Here is a 20290-nt window from a genome sequence, read left to right as displayed (position 1 = left end):
GAGAATCGGGCGGCCTGGCAACAGATTCCTTTTCCCGTGCCGCTGGTCCTTTCATCACTGAGGGCTACGGCGGAGCGTATGTCCTAGCTTATAGCTGCCCTCAGCCTTGTGGCTCAACTGCATCACTGCGCCAACGAAATAAGGGATTTTCGCGGGAAAACGATTCGTTTTTGAGGGCATTGCGGCATAGTCTGAGGAGTATCTTGGTGTTTTCCCCTTCTTAGGGTCATTTTGCTTCCGTAAGGCTCAAGACGAGCTTCAGCACAAACTAATAAATGCAGGGTGATCGAGGACAAACCTCGGCGCAGAGCAGGGACAATAAAGATGACGCGACAAGGTCGAAGTGGGCGGTTGGCCGCATTCGGTGCGTGGATTTTGGCGTGGGTCGGTCTGCTGTTTATCAGTGCGGCCCAGGCGACGACCTTCACGACCACCGTGCCCGGCACCAACATCACCTTGCCGCAGGACTACCCGGAGGCGGGCGGCGTTGCGATCGTCATGGTCGGCGTCAACGGCAACATCTACTACCAGTTCTCCGACCCCGAGAACGCGTTTCGCGGGCGCAACAATCGCGCCAACCGCGACGAGCTCGAGGGCAATCCGTTCACCGTGAATGATCCTATCCCGCTCAATTGCGGGTTCAGTACCTGCCGCGATTATTTCGGTGGCGATCTGGCGCGGGTCTATATCCGCTTCTCCGCCTATGACGGCGACACGCAGGTCGGCGGGTTCGACGAGAATGACATTGATTTGGTGATCAACGGCTTCGACGTGGGCAATTGGTCGGGGCGCCAGACCGAGCGGACGAATAACAGCGGCACGCGGTCGCAAGGCTTCGAGAACGGCTTTGGAAATAACACGTTCAACACCGGCTGGTTTGATTCGACCAATCCCGCACTATTCGACAGCCTGCTCAACTCCGGACAGACCACGACGCAGGTGCGCGACCGCGACCCGAATGATAACTTCTGGGATTTCCAGCGCGGCCCGCGCTTGGCCCGTGACGAGATCCGCACAGTGGCCCCGGGCTACACGATCGAGAAGACCGCTTCCGTGCCGAGCTACGCCGCAGTCGGTGACGCGGTGACATACACCTATACCGTCAGCAACATCGGCTCTGTCGCGATCCGCAACCTGACCATCGAAGATGACCAGATCGACGAGGCGGCAAATCCGATCACGTGTAACAAGACGACGATCCTGCCGCGCTCGCAGGGCGATCCGCGCGGGCCGGATCAGGCGATCTGTACGGTCACGACCCAGATCACGCAGGACAATATCGACGATGGCACCCTGACCAATGTTGCCGTGGCCGAAGGCGACCCGGATGAAGGCGTGCTGGGCTCGGTGAGCGACAGCGCGACGATCAACGGCCCAGCGGCGAACCCGTCGCTCGATATCACCAAGACCTCGGTGCTGGACCAGCCCGGCCAGACCTTTGGCAACGCAGGCACAACGGTGCCCTATGTCATCACCGCGACGAATGACGGCAACGTGACGCTGACGAATGTGCGGCTGACCGATGATCTGGTCCCGAGCTTCTCGTGCACCATCGCGCGACTTGAGCCGGGGGAGAGCGACAGCTGCTCGGTCGACTACACTGTCACGCAGGACGACGTTGACAGTTTCGCCGCGAACCCCGCCAACGAGCTGACCAATGTCGGCCGCGGCACGGCGACCGCGGCGCGCGGACCCAACCCGTCCGACTTTGATCAGGATCAGATCCCCGGGCCCGCCCCTGCGCCGGACTTCACCATTGCCAAGACCGCGCTGAATGGCACCTTCGCCGCCGAGGGCGAGACGCTTCAGTATAATGTCGAGATCACCAATACCGGCAATGTCACCTTCCCCAACACGCCCACCGTGACCGAGGCGCTTCCGGGGGCCGTCGTCAATTGCCCCACCGGCCCGGTCGCGCCGGGCAGCACGGTCGTGTGTCAGGTCAGCTACGATGTGCAGCAGGGTGACATCAATGACGGCCAGGTCGACAATACGGTGACCGCCGACATCACCGTGGGCGGCGTGAATGTGAACAAGCAGGCCTCCGCGACGGTGCCTGCAACGCGCTCGACCGGGCTGACGCTGGTCAAGCGCCTGGCCGCGTCCTCACGCACCAGCTTTGATGATCAGGGGCAGACGATTGCCTATGAATATGTCCTGACCAACACCGGAAGTGTGACCCTAACATCGCCCAACGTAGCCGATGACAAGGTTGACGTGGCGAGCGCAGTAAGCTGCCCAGCGGGTGATATCCTGCCCGGGACTTCGGTGACCTGTACGGCGAGCTACGCGACTTTGCAGGACGACCTGAACGCGGGCGAGGTGACGAATATCGCGACCGCCAACGCGACGACTATCGGGGCAGGGGGCAGCGACACGGTGACCTCCACCGACGAGACGCTGACTGTGCCCGCCGTGCAAACCCCCGGTCTGACGCTGGCCAAGTCGGGCGCAGACCCGGCATCCTTCACCATCGGCGAGACGGTTACCTATACGTTCACGGTGACCAACAGCGGCAACACCGACATCACCGATCCGCTCACGATCACCGATAACCGCATCGGAACCTTCCCCTGTTTGCCCGGTCCGCTTGCCCGTGGTGCGTCCGACACCTGTACCGCCGATTATCAGCTGACCGTCGATGATGTCGCCGCAGGCGCAGTGACGAATGTCGCCTCTGCGAGCGATGGGAATGTGACCTCGCCCGATGCGTCGGAGACCGTCTCGAACGCGGGCACGCCCGGCATCACGGTGACAAAACAGGCTCTAACCAACCCCATTGGGGCCAATGACACATCTGTGCGCTACCGCTTTACGGTGGAAAACACGGGCGACACGCAGATCATCGAAACCGCCTCGCCGATCACGATAACGGACGACAAGATCAATGCCTCGCCATTCGTTTGCGCCGTCGAGCAGCCTAATGTGCTGAACCCGGGCGACAGCTACAGTTGCGAGCGCGACTACACCAGCATCAGCCAGGCCGAGCGCGATGCGGGGCAGGTCGTGAACACGGTCTCCGGCAGCTTCCCGTTCAACACCGGCAGCGGCACGATCCAGGTCACCTCGCAGGAATTCGTCGAAACGACGCCAATCACCGAGGACCTGAGCTTTACCTTCGCCAAGGAGCAGGACGGGCCGGACACGTTCCTCGCCATTGGCGACGTGATCGACTACACGTTTACCATCGTCAATGACGGCAATGTCTCCCTTGCGGCCGTCACGATTGCCGACAACCGGATCCCCAATGTCAGTTGTCCGATCACCGACCTGGCACCGGGCGGGACGGGGACCTGTAGCGCGCAATATACCGTCACGCAGGCCGATGTGGACGCGGGCGTGATCACCAACACCGCCACGGCCACCGGGACAAGCGGGCAGGGCAGCCAATTCACCCCGCCCAATGCCACCGAGACCTCGACGCTCGATCCGGCGGGCGCGATCTTCGGGTTGGCGGTCAACAAGACCGCCAACAAGACCAGCTTCGCGACTGTCGGCGAGACGATCACCTACACGATCGAGGTGACCAATGACGGCACCAAGACGCTGACGAACACAAATGTCACCGACATTCTGGACCCGATGTTCAGCTGCACGATCCCGACGCTCGCGCCGGGGCAAAGCTTTGATCTGTGCCAATACACTCACACGGTCACGCAGGCGGACATCAATGCGGGCCAGGTGGACAATCTGGCCACCGCAACAAATCCGCAGGTCACCGATGGGCCCGACCAAAGCGCGCTAACGATCCCGGGGCCCGCCCGCGTCGCGGCGCTTGAGATCGAGAAGGTTGCACGCAGCGGCTTCACCAATGTGGGTGACACGGTGATCTTCGACATCCGCGTGCGCAACACCGGCAATGTCACGGCCACCGGCGTAAGCGTCGAGGATGCGTCGATCTTCACCCCGGCAGAGACCTGCGCGGTGGGCGATATCGCCCCGGGCTTTGATGCCGTGGTCTGTTCGCTGTCCTACGTCGTCGATCAGGATGATCTGGATGCCGGACAGGTGGACAATTCGGCGACCGTGACCGGCACCGGCGCCGATGGCACGCCGCTCAGCGAGACCGCGACCGAGACCGCGCAAGGCCCTGTCGCCAACCCACAGGTGCAGGTGACCAAGGTGGCCTCCGCCGCGACCTACGCGGGCGTGGGCGACAGCATCAACTTCAGCTTCACGGTGACGAACACCGGCAATGTGACCCTGACCGGGCTGGAACTGGTGGATGTCGACGCCGATGGCGAGACGTTCCGCTGCGACGTGGCAGACCTGCCGCCCGCACCGGCGACGAATTCGACGGCCACCTGCGTTGGCGGCGCGCCGATGCAGGTCGCTCGCAGCTTTGATCAAGGCGACGTGGACGCGGCGAGCTACACGAACACCGCGACCGTGACGGGTCAGTCGCTAGTGGGTGGCGCTCCGGTCGCAGATGATGCGCAGGTGACCGTGACCGGGCCAACGCAGACCCTGACGCTCGACATCGACAAGCGCGAGACGCTTGGCACCACCTTCAACGCTGTGGGTGATGTGATCACCTATGAGTATGACGTCACGAACACCTCGAATGTGACGGTGACGGGCGCGATCACGGTGGCCGACAGCGTGACCTCCGTGTCTCCCGCGGTCGACGTGCCGGTCAACTGCCCCGCTGTGCCCGCAACAGGACTTGCGCCGGGGGCGACGCTGACCTGCTCGGCCAGTTATACCGTCACGCAGGATGATATCGACAATGGCGCGGTGACCAACAGCGCCACAGCGTCCGTGTCGCAGCGCATCAACGGCGGGGCGAGCCCGACCACATCGACCTCTGCGCCGGATAGCGAGACGGTGAACGCGGACCAGCAGCCGGCCTTCATACTGTCAAAGGCAATCGCGGCGGGATCAGCCACGACCTACACCAATGTGGGTGATCAGGTGACGTTTGAGTACACGGTTACAAATACCGGCAATCAGACTCTAACCTCGCCCATCACCGTCTCGGACGACCAGATCGCTGGCACGACTACCTGTGGCCCCGTGCCGTTGGCGCCGGGCGGCAGCGTGACTTGTCAGCTGGTGTGGTCCGCCACCCAACCAGCGATCAACGCGGGCGAGATCACCAATATCGGCACCGCCTCAAGCCCCGATGTGCCGACGGATGCCACCGACAGTTTCACCACCTCCGCAGTGCAGGAGCCGGAGCTTGCGATCGAGAAAAGCAGCACCGGTGGCAGCTTCCAGAACGGCAGCACGGTGACCTATGAGTATATCATCACGAACCCCGGCAACACGGAGATCGACACGAGCCTGCTGACGATCACCGACAGCCGCATCGCCAGTGTCAATTGCCCGGCGGGCGGCGGTGTGCTGGAGCCTTTGCGCGTCAATTCGGCGGCGTCCTACACCTGCACTGGCTCTTACGTCGTGACGCTTGAGGATGTGCAGCTGGGCGAGGTGACGAATCTTGCATCGGTCAGCGATGGCACCACGACCAGCCCGCAGACCTCCGAGACCGTGCCCGCGGGCGCGGAGCCGTCCCTGACCCTGACCAAAACTGCGCTCAGCGGCGCGGACTTCACCCAAGTGGGCGACCGGATCGAGTTCCAGTTCCTGGTCGAAAACACCTCTGTCGACCCGCCCGGCGCGTCCTTCACCGAGCCGGTGCAGATCAACGACCCTGATATCGGCGCGCCCTTCACCTGCTTCACCCCGGCGCTGCCGGACACGTTCGACGCGGGCGAAACAGAGACCTGCACGGCGGAATATTTCGTCACGCAGGATGATCTCGACCGTGGCGAAGTGATGAACGAAGCGGTGGCCACGACGGTCTTTGCGCCCAACAGCCCGAACCCGATCAACGTGGTCTCGGCCCCCTCGACCGCGACGGTCGCCGCCGACGCCGACCCGGGCCTGACCGTGACCAAATCCGTCACCGGCGGCCCGTCCGCGCCCGCGGCGGGTGAGACCATTGAATACACGATCCTGACCGAAAACACCGGTAACCAGACCCTAAGACAGGTGATGGTGTCCGATCCGCTGGTCCCGACCCTGACCTGTACAGTGGACGACGGCAGCGGCGGCCAGGTCGCAGCGCCCGCCAATGTCGTGCTCGAACCAAGCGAGATCCTGACCTGCGTTGGCGACTACGTGGTGACGCAGGCGGACGTGGACGCGGGCCAGATCGACAACACCGCGCAAGCCATGGGCAACGACCCGCAGGGCAACAATATCCCCGGTAGCGGTACAAACACCTTCACGGCGCTTGATCCCCCTGCGCCCGAGCTGACCGTGACCAAAAGCGTGACACCCGCGCCAGGCATCGGCGATCCGGCCTATTCCGCCGTTGATGAGACGGTGACCTTTGCCATCACTGTTGAGAATACCGGCAATATCACAGTGGATTCGATTTCCGTCGTGGACAGCGTTTCTGCGGCTAATGCGGCGAGCCCCGCGACGTGTGCCGTCGGCACGCTGGCGCCGGGCATGAGTTCTACCGCCTGTACCTTCGAGGTGGTAGTCACCCAGGCCGAGATCGACAATGGCACCTTCGATAACACCGCCACCGCGACCGGCGCGCCGCGCTCCGGCGGCACGGTCGCGGGCGAGGATACGATCACCGTTGTTGGCCCCGATGCCGAGCCAGCCTTTGCGATGTCCAAGACCGCCGATGTCTCTGACTTCACGCAAGCGGGCGACGTGATCACCTACAGCTACATCGTGGGCAACGCGGGCAATGTGACCCTGTTCGACCAGCCAACGGTGGTCGACGACAAGATCGGCACGTTCTCCTGCGGCACGATCCCTGCGGGCGGCCTGCTGCCGACGGATGTGGTGGAATGCACCGCAAGCTACACGGTCACGCAGGATGATATGGACGCAGGCGTCGTCACCAACATCGCGCAGGTCAGCAGCCCGGAGGTCACCACCCCGGCCGAGGCGACCGAAATGGTGAACGGCACGCGCAGCACGGGCATCGCGCTGACCAAGACCCCGTCGATCCCCACGGATGCGGCGGAAGGCGATGTGATCACCTACACCTACACCGCGACCAACACTGGCAATACGCGCCTAACGGGTGTGGCGGTCAGCGATACGCAGACCAGCGCGTCGGGGACGGCCGCGTTGACAGTCGCGGGCGACAGGCTGGCGACGGATGCAGGCCCGCAAGGCGATTCCAGCGACAGCGCTGCGGATGGCAGCTGGGATACGCTGGCCCCGGGCGATGTGGCGGAGTTCACGGCGAGCTACACGGTCACCCAGGCCGATGTGGACGCGGGCAATCCGCTGACCAACACCGCCTCCGTGAGCGCGACCGGTCCGCCGGGCACGAGCCCGCCGAGCGACAGCGTAAACGTGAGTGTGCCGGTCGAAGACACCACCCCGGCGCTGGAAGTTCTGAAGACCGTCGCAAACTCGACCGGGATGGCGGCTGGCGACACCGTGACCTTCCAGATCACCGTTGAGAACACCGGAAATGTGACACTCGATGCGCCGAGCCTGACCGACACGCTGACCCGCACGGACGGCACGCCGCTGGCGGTGACCAGTGGGCCGGATTGGGACACTGCCGACAGCGGCACAGCGGGCAAGCTTGATGTCGGCGAGACCTGGACCTACGAGGCCACCTATACTCTAACACAGCCCGATATTGACGCAGGCGGGGTCGCGAACTCCGTTCTGGCGACCAGCCGGGGGCCAAACGGGGACCCAACGCAGGACCGCTCCGGCAACGGCCAGCCCGGTGGCGATGACAGCCCGACCGTGTTCTCAGTGCCCTCGATGCCTGCAATTTCGGGTGAGAAAACCGTGACCTCGAGCACCATTGAGGTGGATCAGGTTGTCACCTTCAGAATCACCGCGACGAACGACGGCAATGTGACCCTGACCGGCGTCGATGTCGCCTCTGACACGCTGACGCGGGCCGATGGCACGGCGCTGGCGCTGACCAGTGGGCCGACCTTCCAAAGCGCCTCGCAAGGTTCCCCCTCCGGCACGTTGCTGCCGGGCGAGACGGCCACCTTCGTCGCCAGCTACCGCCTGCAACAGGACGATATCGACGCGGGAGGCATCGCCAACAGCGCGACCGTGACCGGCACACCGCCGGTGGGATCGCCGGTGAGCGACGTGACCGACGATGGCGATGACGGCGACGGCAACACGGAAAACGATCCAACCCTGCTGGAGGTGCCAGCCGCGCCTGCGCTGACCTTGGCCAAGGCACTGGCCGCGGGCCAGCCGGGCAACTTCGACACGCTCGACCAAGAGCTACTGTTCGAGTTCACGATCACCAACGCGGGCAACGTCACGCTTGCCGGGCCGTTCACCGTCGCGGACCCGCTGATCACCGCGCAAGGCAACGCGGTCACCTGCCCGGCGGCGACGCTGGCGCCGGGGGACGAGGTGATCTGCACGGGCTCCTACTTCGTGGAGCAGGCGGATCTGGACCGCGGCTCGCTGACCAACGCGGCGACAGCGTCCGTTGGCACCACAACCAGCCCCGAGGACACTGCGACCGTACCGGCGTTGCAGACCCCGTCCATGGCGGTCGAAAAAGTGGCGCAGAGCGTGCCGCCCGCCGATTTCGATGTCGGGCTGCAGGTCGAGTACACCTACACCGTCACCAATGACGGCAACATCACGCTGACAGACCCGATCACGGTCAGCGACAACCTGATCCCGACCGTGACCTGCGCCGATCTGCCCGCGGGCGGGCTTTTGCCGGGCGACAGTCTGGAATGTCTGGGCACCTACACGGTCACCGCCGATGACGTCGCGCTGTTCTCCGTGACCAACCTCGCCTCGTCGACGAGCGGTTCGGTGACCAGCCCGCTGACCTCTGAGACGATCCCGAACAACGCGACCCCTTCAATCTCGGTCGTCAAGAGTGCCGCAACAGGCTCTACCTTTGCTGAAGTCGGCGATATCCTGACTTACACGTTCGAGGTGACGAACGATGGAACGCAGGCCTTCAGCGCCGCGGTCACCATATTTGACGACAAGATCCTCGGTGGCGATACCGGGTTGAACTGCCCATTGCCCCCGGGCGACGACACGCTGAGTGTCGGGCAGACGATTTCGTGCGATTTCACCTATGCCGTCACCCAAGATGATCTGGATGCGGGCGAGGTGACGAACGAGGCCTTTGCGCAGACCAGCTTTGGTGACCCGAACACCCCGACGCCGGTGACATCTGCGCCGGTGACCGAAACAGTCGCGGCGGATGCGCAGCCTGCGCTGACCCTCTCAAAGACCTCTGCCCCGAACCCGGCAGGGCCGGTCGGCAGCACCGTGACTTACACGCTTGTCGCCACGAATACGGGTAATCAGACCCTGAATACGGTGAATGTCAGCGACGCACGCCTGCCGACGCTGGACTGCTCGGCCACTACGGTGGCGCGTGGCGCCGATCTGACCTGTACGCAGGACTATACCGTCACGCAGGCCGATATCGACGCGGGCGGGATCGAGAATACCGCGTCCGTAAGCGCGCAGACCCCGACCGGCGATCCGGTCGGTCCGGTCGAGGCGGTGGAGAACACCGCCGTGCCCGCCGCCGCACCGGCCCTGACCGTCGCCAAGACTGCCAGCCCGACGGTGCTGGGACCCGTGGGCAGCGATGTGACCTTCAGCTTCGAGGTCGAGAACACTGGCACGACCACGCTTCAGAACATCTCCGTCGACGATGCGCTCGACACCGGCCCCGCCTGCGAGATCGCGCGGCTGGCCCCGGGCGAGGTGGACGCGGTGAGCTGTTCCTTCATGCTTGAGGTCACCCAAAACATGATCGACGCGGGCGAGGTGACCAACGATGTCACTGTCGACGCGGTCGATCTGCTGGGCAACCCGACATCCGGCACCGACAGCATCACCGTGCCCGGCCCGACCCGCGCACCCGCGCTGGAGGCCACCAAGATCGCCACCACCACCGGGCGCAGTGTGGGCGATGTGGTGACTTATCTGCTGAGTGTCGAGAACACCGGAAATGTGACCCTAACAAACCCGAACATCACCGACAGGATGCGGCGCAACAACAACACGCCGACCGCATTGACCACCCCGTTTGTGCTGGTTTCCGGCGACATGAACAACGACAACCGGATCGATGTGGACGAGACCTGGGTCTACAGCGCGACCCATGAGATCACGCAAAGCGACATCAACGCGGGCGGCTTCACCAACACCGCGACAGTGACGGCTGACGGTCCTGCGGGCACCGGATCCGTCACCGATGTGTCCGACAACGGCAACGATGGCGACGGTAACACGACCGACGATGTGACGCCGTTCGATATTACGTCCGAGCCAGAGATCACGACCGTGAAGGCCGTAAGCGGCACGCCGGGCACGATGGAGGGCGAGAGCGTCAGCTGGACGATCACCGCGCGCAACACGGGCAACGTGGATATCAGCGGCGTGACGATCACCGATACGCTGACGCGCGCGGACGGCACGGTGCTGCCGTCGCCCGCGCTGACGAACACCTCCGGCACGACGGATCTGGGGGCGGGCGAGGAGATCGTCTGGACCCTGACCCATGTGCTGACGCAGGAGGACATCGATGCAGGTGGCCTGTCCAACTCGGCGCTGGTCGAAGGGCAGGGACCGAGTGGCGAAAACGTCAGCGACACCTCCGCCAATGACGACCCGTTCGATGGAAATAACGATGACGACCCGACGGTGGTGAGCATCCCCGCGAACCCGGGGCTTGACGTTGTAAAGACCCTAACTATGCCCGGCGTGCGCGAAGGCGACGTCATCGCCTTCTCCGTCACGGTGGAGAACACGGGCAATGTGACGCTCTCCGGCGTCTCGGTCACAGACAGTATGACGCGGATTGGCGGCGGCGCGCTGACGGTGGACAGCGTAAGCTTTGTTCCCACCGCGAGCGGCCCGGTCGAGGGCCGTCTGAACGTCGGTGAGACCGCGACCTACGAGGTGCTCTACACGTTGCAGCAGGCAGACGTGGATGCGGGCGGCGTGTCTAACTCCGCGACCGGTACCGCCACGACACCGCTGGGCGCGACCCTGTCGGATGTGTCGCGCAACGACAATCCGGGCGATGGCAACAACCTTGACGACCCCACGGTGGCCGAGATCGCGCCTGCGCCGGAGAACACACTGAGCAAGAGCGCCGGCGAGCCGTCGGTGCTGTTCCCCGGCGTCTACCAAGTGACCTTCACGCTGGTGACCGAGAACACCGGCAACATCACACAGAGCGGCTATCAGGTCAGCGATGACCTGAGCGATTTCGCGGGCAGCGCCGAGATTTTGACCGACGCGCCCTTTGGGGTCACTGTGCGGACCTCTGGTTTTACCGGCGGTGCGCCAAACGGGGCCTATGACGGTATCAGCGTGATTGACACGATCACCGGCGACGCCTCCCTCGCGCCCGGCGAGACCGGCACGGTGGAGATCGACGTGATCTACGAGGTCGCGCCGGGCACGGCGACGGCGGGCAACATCGCCTCTGTCACATCTGCCGATCTGCCCACGCCGACGTTAAGCAACGAGGCGACCGTGCCGCTGCCCGATACCGATGGTGACGGGGTGCCGGACAGTCTGGAAGGCTGCTCCCCGCTCGCGGGCAATGACCGCGATGGCGACGGGATCTGCGACGCAGAAGACTTTGACCCGACCGGCTATTTCTACTGCGAGGATGACGGGCGCATCCTGCCCGGCGGCTCGATCTCCGTGACGGGGCCTGCGGGCACCCAGACGGGCGTTGGTTTCTCGAACAACATCCGCATCGTGCAGGACGGCTCCAGCGGGCAGTTCGTGTTCTTCGTGACCCGGCCCGGCACCTATACCCTGAACGCGACCTACCCGTCGCTGGGTCAGGCAAGCACGACGCGCACGACATTGGGCAACCTCGATGCCACGACGCTGTTGCCTGCGAACCCCGCCTCGCTGGGCGGCTCAGAGGTTGGCAATACGAATGTGCTGTCGGACTTCACCGATACGGGCAATCCGTTCTACACGACCTTCACCTTCGAGGCAGGCGACCCGTTTGTGCTGAACAACAACCTGCCGGTCGAGAATTGTCAGGGCATCCCCGACATCCTGGCGACCAAGCAGGCGGATCGCGAAAGTGCGGTGTTTGGCGAGACAGTGAACTTCACGCTGAGCTTCACCAACAACACCTCGAACACGGTCAGCAACATGAACCTTGTCGACCTGCTGCCCGCGGGCATGCTTTACACGCCCGGCACCGCCAGCGTGGACAGCGCGCCGTTGGAGCCTGCGGTCAACGGGCTGCGCCTGACATGGGCGGGGCTGAGCATCGCGCCGACGCAGACGATTAACGTGACGCTTGCGGCGCGAGTCGTGGCCAACGGGTCTTACGGGGAGCTGATCAACCGCGGCTTCATGACGGACGCGGCGGGCAACCAGCTGTCGAACACCGCCACGGCGGTGGTGCGGATCGAACCGGAGCATGTCTTCGACTGCTCCGACATCATCGGCAAGGTCTATGACGACGTGAACCAGAACGGCTACCAGGATCAGGGCGAGCCGGGCCTTCCGGGCGTGCGTCTGGCGACCTTGAAGGGCTATCTGATCACCACGGACGAGCATGGCCGCTACCACGTGCCCTGCGCGGAGCTACCCAAGAACATCGGCTCCAACTTCACGCTGAAGCTCGACACGCGCACGCTGCCCTCGGGCTACCGGGTCACCACCGAGAACCCGCGGGTGATCCGGGTCACGGCCGGTAAGTTTGCCAAGCTGAACTTCGGCGCGGCCTTGTCCAACGTTGTCGATATCGACCTGACCGCCCGGGCCTTCACAGCGGACGGCGCGCCGTCACCCGCGCTGATCCGCGGGATCGAGCGGCTGGTGCGCACGATCGAGGTCACGCCCTCTGTGCTGCGGCTGAGCTACGTGCTGCGCGGCGAAGACCCGAAGGTCGCCCGCGCCCGCCTGAAGTCGGTCGAAGAGCTGATCCGCGAGAAATGGCGCGGTGGCGGGCGATACAAGCTCAACATCGAGCGCACGATCAAACGAACGAAGAACAAGGGGGCGGGCCAATGAAGATGATGTCCCTGACCGGCCTGCGCGCCCTGACCTCCGTGTCCCTGATCGCGCTTGGCAGCGGCGCCACGGCGCAGAGCTTTGAGGACGATTGCACCGTCTCCGGCACCCTGCCTGCGGAGTGTATCCAGCCCAATGCGGGCGAGGTCGTGGTCGTCGATGTCGGCGCGAATACCGAGATCGACAATGACACCGCGATCATCGAGGACGAGGGTTTCTCGATCTCCATTGATGGTGACACGTTGGTCGGTGACGCGCGGGTCGAGGACCTGACGCGCCAGACCGATATCGCGCTGTCGAATGCCGATGTGCAGGTGAAGTTTGACGGGCTGGGGGCGACCCCGGCGCTCGACCTGGCGATCACCGGCGATGCGCGCGACTACAAGGCGGGCGACACGATCACCTTCCGCTCGAAGCTGAATTACCCCGCCTATGTGGCGCGCGGCGAGGTGCGGATCATCGACTATTCCAGCCGCTCCGGCCCGCGGGTCGTGGCAGTGGTTCCGGTCGCGCCCAATGGCACCGTCTCGCTGGCCGTGCCGGAGGGACGTGATCTGGTCGCTGTGCACCGCGTCTACGATGCGCGCGGACGGTTCGACGAGACAGAAGCGCTTGGCCTGAGCCTTGATCAACGTGGCGACGGCGATGTGATCCTCGCCGAGGTCGAGGAAGGCACCGACCGCACCGCAATCCGCCGCATCCCGGTCTCGGGCGGCGCGGTCACGGTCTACGGCACCGGGGTGCGCGAAGGCGCGACCGTGCGCACACTGGGCGAGACGATCACGCCAGCGCCCGATGGCAGCTTCGTTGTGCAGCGCATCCTGCCCGCAGGCGATCAAGAGGTCGACGTCCAGGTCAGCGGGGCAGGGGAAGACCTGTTCCTACAGCGTGGCATCACCATTCCGAAATCGGAATGGTTCGGCGTGGCGACGGTCGATCTGACCTTTGGTTACCGCGCCGATGGCGGCAAGGACGCCGCCGGTGGCAGCTTCGACAAGACCTACAGCCACGGGCGGCTGGCCTTCTACACCAAGGGCAAGACGCAAAACGGCTGGGAAATCACCGCCAGCGCCGATACCGGCGAAGAGGATTTGTCGGACATCTTCCGCAACTTCGACAAGAAGGACCCGCGCCATCTGCTGCTGAGGCTCGACAGCGACAAGGCCTACCCGGTTTACGGCGACGACAGCACGATCGTCGAGGGTGCGCCGACCTCGGGCAAGTTCTACCTGCGCGCGGAAAAGGACGGCAATTACGCGCTGTGGGGCAATTACAAGGGCAACATCACCGGCTCCGAGTTCCTGCGCAACGAGCGGACGCTCTACGGCGCGCAGGGCCATTATGCGACGCAAGAGCAGACCGCCCGCGGCGAGGCGCGCGCGACGGTCGATGTCTACGCCGCGCAGCCCGACAACCTGCCCGGACGGGACGTGTTCCGGGGCACCGGGGGCTCGGTCTATTTCTTGCAGCGCCAGGACCTGTCAATCGGCTCCGAGACGATCAGCGTCGAGATACGCGATCCCGACACCAACCGGGTGATCAGCCGCGAGACGCTGGTCTACGGGCGCGACTACGACATCAACTATCTGCAAGGTATTGTCACCCTGAACAGCCCGCTTACCGGCGCTGTGGGCGGCGGCACGGTGGTGACCGACCCGCTGGGCGAGAATGACGTCCTGCTGACGGTGAATTACGAGTTCACGCCGACCGCGGGCGCGGTGGATGGCTACGCCTACGGGGGCCGCGTGCAGGTCTGGGCCACGGACAACCTGCGCCTTGGCGCGACCGGCATGGTCGAGCAGACGGATATTGCGGACCAGACGGCCACCGGCGCGGATATCCGCTACGAGCTGACCGACAACACCTATCTCGACCTCGAATATGCCCGCACCGAGGGTCCGGGCTTCGGGCAGTCCTTCTCCTCTGACGGTGGCCTGATCGTGACCAACACCAGCGCGGTGGGCGGCACGGGCGAGGCGTATCTGGCCCGCGGACAAGTCGAATTCGCCGACTTGAACCCGGATGTGCAGGGCCGCTTCGGCTTCTACGCCGAACGCCGGGACGCGGGCTTCTCGACGCTCGACTATCAGACCACCAATGATGAAGAGCTCTACGGCTTGGCGCTGGAATATGAGCCCACCGACCAGCTGCGCTGGCGGCTGTACTACGACGATTTCGAGGACAGCGCGGGCAAGACCGTGCGCGAGGCAGGCGCAGAGCTGCGCTTCAAGGCCTCAGAGCGGCTGACCTGGGATTTCGGTGTCGAGCATGTCCGCAAGAACACCCCTGGCGACGCGGAAGAGACCGGCGAGCGCACCGATGTGGCCGCGAAGCTGACCATCACCCAAAGCGAGGCGCTGGAATGGTATGTCTACGCGCAAGGCACGGTGTCACGCTCGGGCGGGCTGACCCGCAACAACCGGGTGGGCGCGGGCGCGCGTTACGAGTTTGCCGAGAACTGGAGCGTCGAGGGCGAGGTCTCTGACGGCTCCACCGGGGTCGGCGCGCTGGCGTTGCTGAGCTATGACGATGGCGGCGACAGCTCGTCCTATTTCGGCTATACGCTGGACCCGCGCCGGGAGTTCAACGGCGTGACCTTGTCGGGCCGCGACCGCGGGCAGTTCATCGCGGGCGGGCGGCGCAAGCTGGGCCGCGACGTGAGCGTCTACGCCGAAAATACCTATGACCTTTTCGGGGTGCACCGCTCGCTGACCTCGACCTACGGCGTGGATTACGCCCGGAGCGAGGCGCTGAGCTACTCCGCCTCGGCCGAGATCGGGCGCATCAATGACCCTGCGGGTGATTTCGACCGCACCGCACTGTCCTTCGGGGTGCGCTACGAGACCGAGACCGGGATTTCGGGCCGCGCGCGGCTGGAGCTGCGGCGCGACCGCGGCATCCTGTCGGGCTCGCGCCGGGATGGCGACACGGTCGCGGTGGCCAGCACCCTGCGCTACAAGATCGACGAAGAGCAGAGGCTGCTGTTCAGCTTCGACGGCAGCTACACCGACACTGACGGCTCTTCGATCCCCGACGGGCGCTATGCCGAGTTGACGCTGGGCTACGCCTACCGCCCGATCAACAATGACCGCCTGAACGTGCTGGCGAAATACACCTATCTGCACGATCTCTACGGGCAGGAGATCGACGGCACCAATGATCCCGGGCCCCGGCAAAAGAGTCATGTGCTGTCGGTGGATGCGTCCTACGATCTGGACCGGCAATGGACCATCGGCGGCAAGGTGGGCGCGCGCTTCTCGGAAAGCTCGCCCGATGCCAATGTGGCGTTCCAGAAGAACGACGCATGGCTCGTGGTCGCCAACGCGCGCTACCACGTGACCCACAAATGGGACGTGCTGGTCGAGGGCCGCGTGCTGAAGGCAGAGCAGGCGGGCACCACCGAGTTCGGCCTGCTTGGCGCGGCGTACCGGCATGTGGGCAACAACTACAAGCTGGGCGTGGGTTATAACTTCGGCAAGTTCTCCGACGACCTGACCGACCTGACCTTCGACGACCGCGGCGTGTTCATCAACCTGATCGCGAAGTTCTAGGCAGGCCCGCACGCGGCCTTACCGAGATGGATTGATGCGGATCAAATGGCCGCTCGACGCTGCCGGGTAAGCTCCCCGGGCAGCTTCGAGAGGACGGGACATGGCCAATTTCAGGGAAGGCGGCCATTGCCGCTCGCAGGGCGCGGCATTCGGGCTGAGGAAGCCTGTTTCATGCGCATGCTGCTGATTGCTCTCCTTGTTGGCGCGCTGGTGCTGGCGCTTGCGGGCTGGCGCGCCTTGGATCACTGGTCCGACCGGGCGGAGATGGCGCGGCTGCGGGCGGTTCAACCGCTTGCCCCTGCGCTGTTTGACCGAGACATGGTGGCCAATCTCCCCGCGCCCGCCCGGCGATTTTTCCTGTTCGCCATCAATGAGGGCACGCCGCTGTTTCGCGTGGCCGAGCTTGAGATGACCGGGGATTTCAGTCTGAGCGACAAGGACGACCCGCATTACATGGCCATGAAGGCCCATCAGGTGCTGGCGGTGCCGGAGGGCTTTGTGTGGAAGATGGGCGTGCGGTCGGGGCATCTGCGCCTGTCCGGGTCCGATAGCGGCGCGTGGACGCGCTTCTGGATGGGCGGGCTGCTGCCGGTGGCGCGCGGGGGCGGGGACCCGGATCACGCGCGCTCCGCCTTCGGGCGCGCAGTGGCAGAGGCCGTGATCTGGACGCCCGCCGCCGTTTTGCCGTCCGAGACTGTCGACTGGCAGCCAGTGGACCAGAATACCGCCCGCGTAACCGTCACCCATAGTGACATGGTCCAAAGTGTCAATGTCACCGTCGCCGCTGATGGCCAGCCGACGCAGGTGGTCTTCCAAAGGTGGAGCGACGCGAACCCAGAGCACGCATTTCGTCTGCAGCCTTTTGGTGGTGTCCTGTCCAAGTTCAGGGACTTCGAAGGCTTCCGCCTGCCCACCCATGTCGAGGCCGGTAACTTTTTTGGGATCGACGCGTATTTTCCGTTCTACCGGGCCGATGTGACGGACATCTCGTATCCGCGGCCAAATCAATAGGCTGTCTTGATCTGTCTCAACCCGACGGCCGTGTGTCAGGGGCAATGTGACCAAGTCACTGAAGCCCGCATTCGGCGGCGATACATTCGACGCCAAGCTGAGAATGGAGACACCCAATGGCCCAGTATCCCATCAATATGCACGTCCTCCCCGAGGTTGAATCCTTCTTCGACCCGCAAACCAACACGATCAGCTATGTCGTGATGGACCCGAATTCGACGTCCTGCGCGGTGATCGATTCCGTGATGGATATCGACTACGCCGCCGGTCGGATCACCTATGAGCATGCCGACGAGATCATCGCCTACATCGAGAAGTTCAAGCTCAAGCTCGAATGGCTGATCGAGACGCATGTGCATGCCGACCACCTGTCGGCCGCCCCCTACATCCAAAGCAAGCTAGGCGGCAAGATCGGCATCGGCGACCAGATCACGGTGGTGCAGGAGACCTTCGGCAAAGTGTTCAACGAGGGCACCGAGTTCCAGCGCGACGGATCTCAGTTCGACCGCTTGTTCAAGGATGGCGACACCTACGAGATCGGTTCTATGACGGCATTCGCGATGCATACCCCGGGCCATACACCCGCCTGCATGGTGCATGTCATTGGGGACGCGGCCTTTGTGGGCGATACGCTGTTTATGCCCGATGGCGGCTCCGCGCGGGCGGACTTCCCGGGCGGTGACGCGGGGGAGCTATACGACTCGATCCAGAAGGTACTGGCGCTGCCCGACGATATGCGCCTGTTCATGTGCCACGATTACGGCCCCGACGGGCGAGAGATCATGTGGGAGACCACCGTGGCCGAAGAGAAGGCCGAAAACATTCATGTGGGCAAGGGCAAGACCCGCGAGGAGTTTATCAAGTTCCGCGAGGCGCGCGATGCCACGCTGGCGGTGCCAAAACTGATCCTTCCGTCCCTGCAGGTGAACATGCGCGCCGGGGATGTGCCCAAGACCGAGGATGGCAAGCCCATGCTGAAGGTTCCGATCAACGCGATCTGAGCCGCCGCGTCCCGATCCACTTCGACCCCAAAGGAAGCCCCGTCCATGGATATCAACAAACTCTCGGACCAGGTCTATGTCTCCCCCCAGATCTCCGCCGACGATCTGGCGGACCTCAAGGCGCGGGGCATTCGGTCCGTCATCTGCAACCGCCCCGATGGCGAGGGTGCGGATCAGCCGACGTTCGAGGAATTGGCGCAGGCCGCAGGCGAGGTGGGGCTCGAGATGCGGTACATTCCGATCTCGGGCGGGCTGGTTCAGGATATGGATGCGGAGGCCTTTGGCGACGCGCTCCAGAGCTTGCCAAAGCCGATCCTGGCCTATTGCCGCACCGGCACACGCTCCACGACGCTCTGGTCGCTGGCGCAGGCCAACACTATGGAGCTGCCCGATATCCTGAGCGCCACGAAGGCCGCGGGCTATGACATGAAAGGCGTCGTGCGCCGCATTGCGAACGGCGGCAAGACACCCGTGGACCAAGAAGATGCGGCCTATGACGTGGTGATCGTCGGGGCAGGGGCCTCTGGTATCGCTGTGGCGGCGAGCCTGAAGGCCCGGCAGCCGGGGCTTGAGATCGCGGTGATCGACCCGGCGGACGCGCATTACTACCAGCCCGGCTGGACCATGGTGGGCGGCGGGATCTTTGATGCCGAGGACACCGTGCGCACCATGGGTTCGCTGATCCCACGCGGCGTGCATTGGCTGAAATCCGCCGTCGCGGCGTTCGAGCCGGAGAAGGATGCCGTGATCCTCGATGGCTGCCGGGTGGTGAAATACAAGCGTCTGGTGGTCTGCCCCGGGTTGAAGCTGGACTGGAACCGGGTCGAGGGTCTGGTGGAGACCCTGGGCCGTAATGGCGTGACCTCGAACTATCGCTACGATTTGGCCCCCTACACGTGGAAGCTGGTGTCCGGGCTCAAATCCGGGCGGGCGCTGTTCACCCAACCGCCGATGCCGATCAAATGCGCGGGCGCGCCGCAGAAAGCGATCTACCTGTCGGCAGATCACTGGACCCGGACGGGGGTGATCGGGGACATCGACATCGGGTTCCACAACGCAGGCGGCGTGCTGTTCGGCGTGAAGGACTTTGTACCCGCCCTGCAAAGCTACGTGGACAAGTACCAGATCGGGCTGAATTTCTTCAGCAATCTCGTCGCGATTGATGGCCCGGCCGGGAAGGCGTGGTTCGACGTGTCGAAACCCGACACAGCCGTCGCGCGCGTCGAGGTTGAGTTCGACATGATCCATGTCACCCCGCCGCAGTCAGCCCCGGATTTCATCGCGGTTTCGCCGCTGGCCGATGCGGCAGGCTGGGTCGATGTGGATCAGGCGACCCTGCGCCACAAAAGCTTCGAGAATATCTGGTCGCTTGGCGATGTGATGAACGCTCCGAATGCCAAGACCGCCGCGGCGGCCCGCAAACAGGCGCCCGTGGTAGCCGACAACATCATCGCCGACATCAAGGGCCGCGCCCCGGTGTCGCAATATGACGGCTACGGCTCCTGCCCGCTGACCGTGGAGCGCGGCAAGATCGTGCTGGCAGAATTCGGCTATGGCGGCACCCTTCAGCCTAGCTTCCCGTCCTGGCTGATCGACGGCACCAAGCCCAGCCGGCTGGCGTGGTTGCTGAAAGAGAAGATTCTGCCCCCGGTCTACTGGAAGGCGATGTTGAAAGGGCGCGAGTGGATGGCCACGCCAGAGAAGCTGTCGGCGCGCTGA

The 20290-nt window shown here is 64.1% G+C and carries 5 protein-coding genes; all 5 read left to right on the top strand.

All coding sequences use genetic code 11. The features are described 5' to 3' along the window. The first annotated feature begins 324 nt into the window (after nucleotides 1–324). The 5 genes from C8N43_RS19210 (at nucleotide 325) to C8N43_RS19190 (ending at nucleotide 20290) form a co-directional block, all read left to right on the top strand. The gene (locus C8N43_RS19210) at nucleotides 325–13008 is read left to right on the top strand and encodes a DUF7507 domain-containing protein (RefSeq protein WP_107847539.1); all 12684 of its coding nucleotides are present in this window, start codon (nucleotides 325–327) and stop codon (nucleotides 13006–13008) included. Next, nucleotides 13005–16559: a TonB-dependent receptor gene (locus C8N43_RS19205; protein ID WP_107847537.1), complete on the top strand. Its 3555-nt coding sequence runs from the start codon at nucleotides 13005–13007 to the stop codon at nucleotides 16557–16559. The genes C8N43_RS19210 and C8N43_RS19205 overlap by 4 nt, the downstream gene beginning before the upstream one ends. A 171-nt stretch (nucleotides 16560–16730) precedes the next feature. After that, on the top strand, nucleotides 16731–17570 hold the full coding sequence (locus C8N43_RS19200; protein WP_107847535.1) for a DUF6544 family protein: 840 nt from the start codon (nucleotides 16731–16733) through the stop codon (nucleotides 17568–17570). Nucleotides 17571–17686: 116 nt separating this feature from the next. Then, nucleotides 17687–18571, top strand: a complete 885-nt coding sequence (locus tag C8N43_RS19195) for an MBL fold metallo-hydrolase (protein WP_107847533.1) — start codon at nucleotides 17687–17689, stop codon at nucleotides 18569–18571. A 45-nt stretch (nucleotides 18572–18616) separates the two neighbouring features. Beyond that, nucleotides 18617–20290, top strand: coding sequence for a bifunctional protein tyrosine phosphatase family protein/NAD(P)/FAD-dependent oxidoreductase (locus tag C8N43_RS19190; protein ID WP_107847531.1), 1674 nt, complete (start codon nucleotides 18617–18619; stop codon nucleotides 20288–20290).

The sequence above is a fragment of the Litoreibacter ponti genome (genome assembly GCF_003054285.1).
Classification (GTDB): Bacteria; Pseudomonadota; Alphaproteobacteria; order Rhodobacterales; family Rhodobacteraceae; genus Litoreibacter; species Litoreibacter ponti.
The sequence above is the reverse complement of the archived record's forward strand: the minus strand, read 5'-3'. Positions and strand labels throughout refer to the sequence as shown.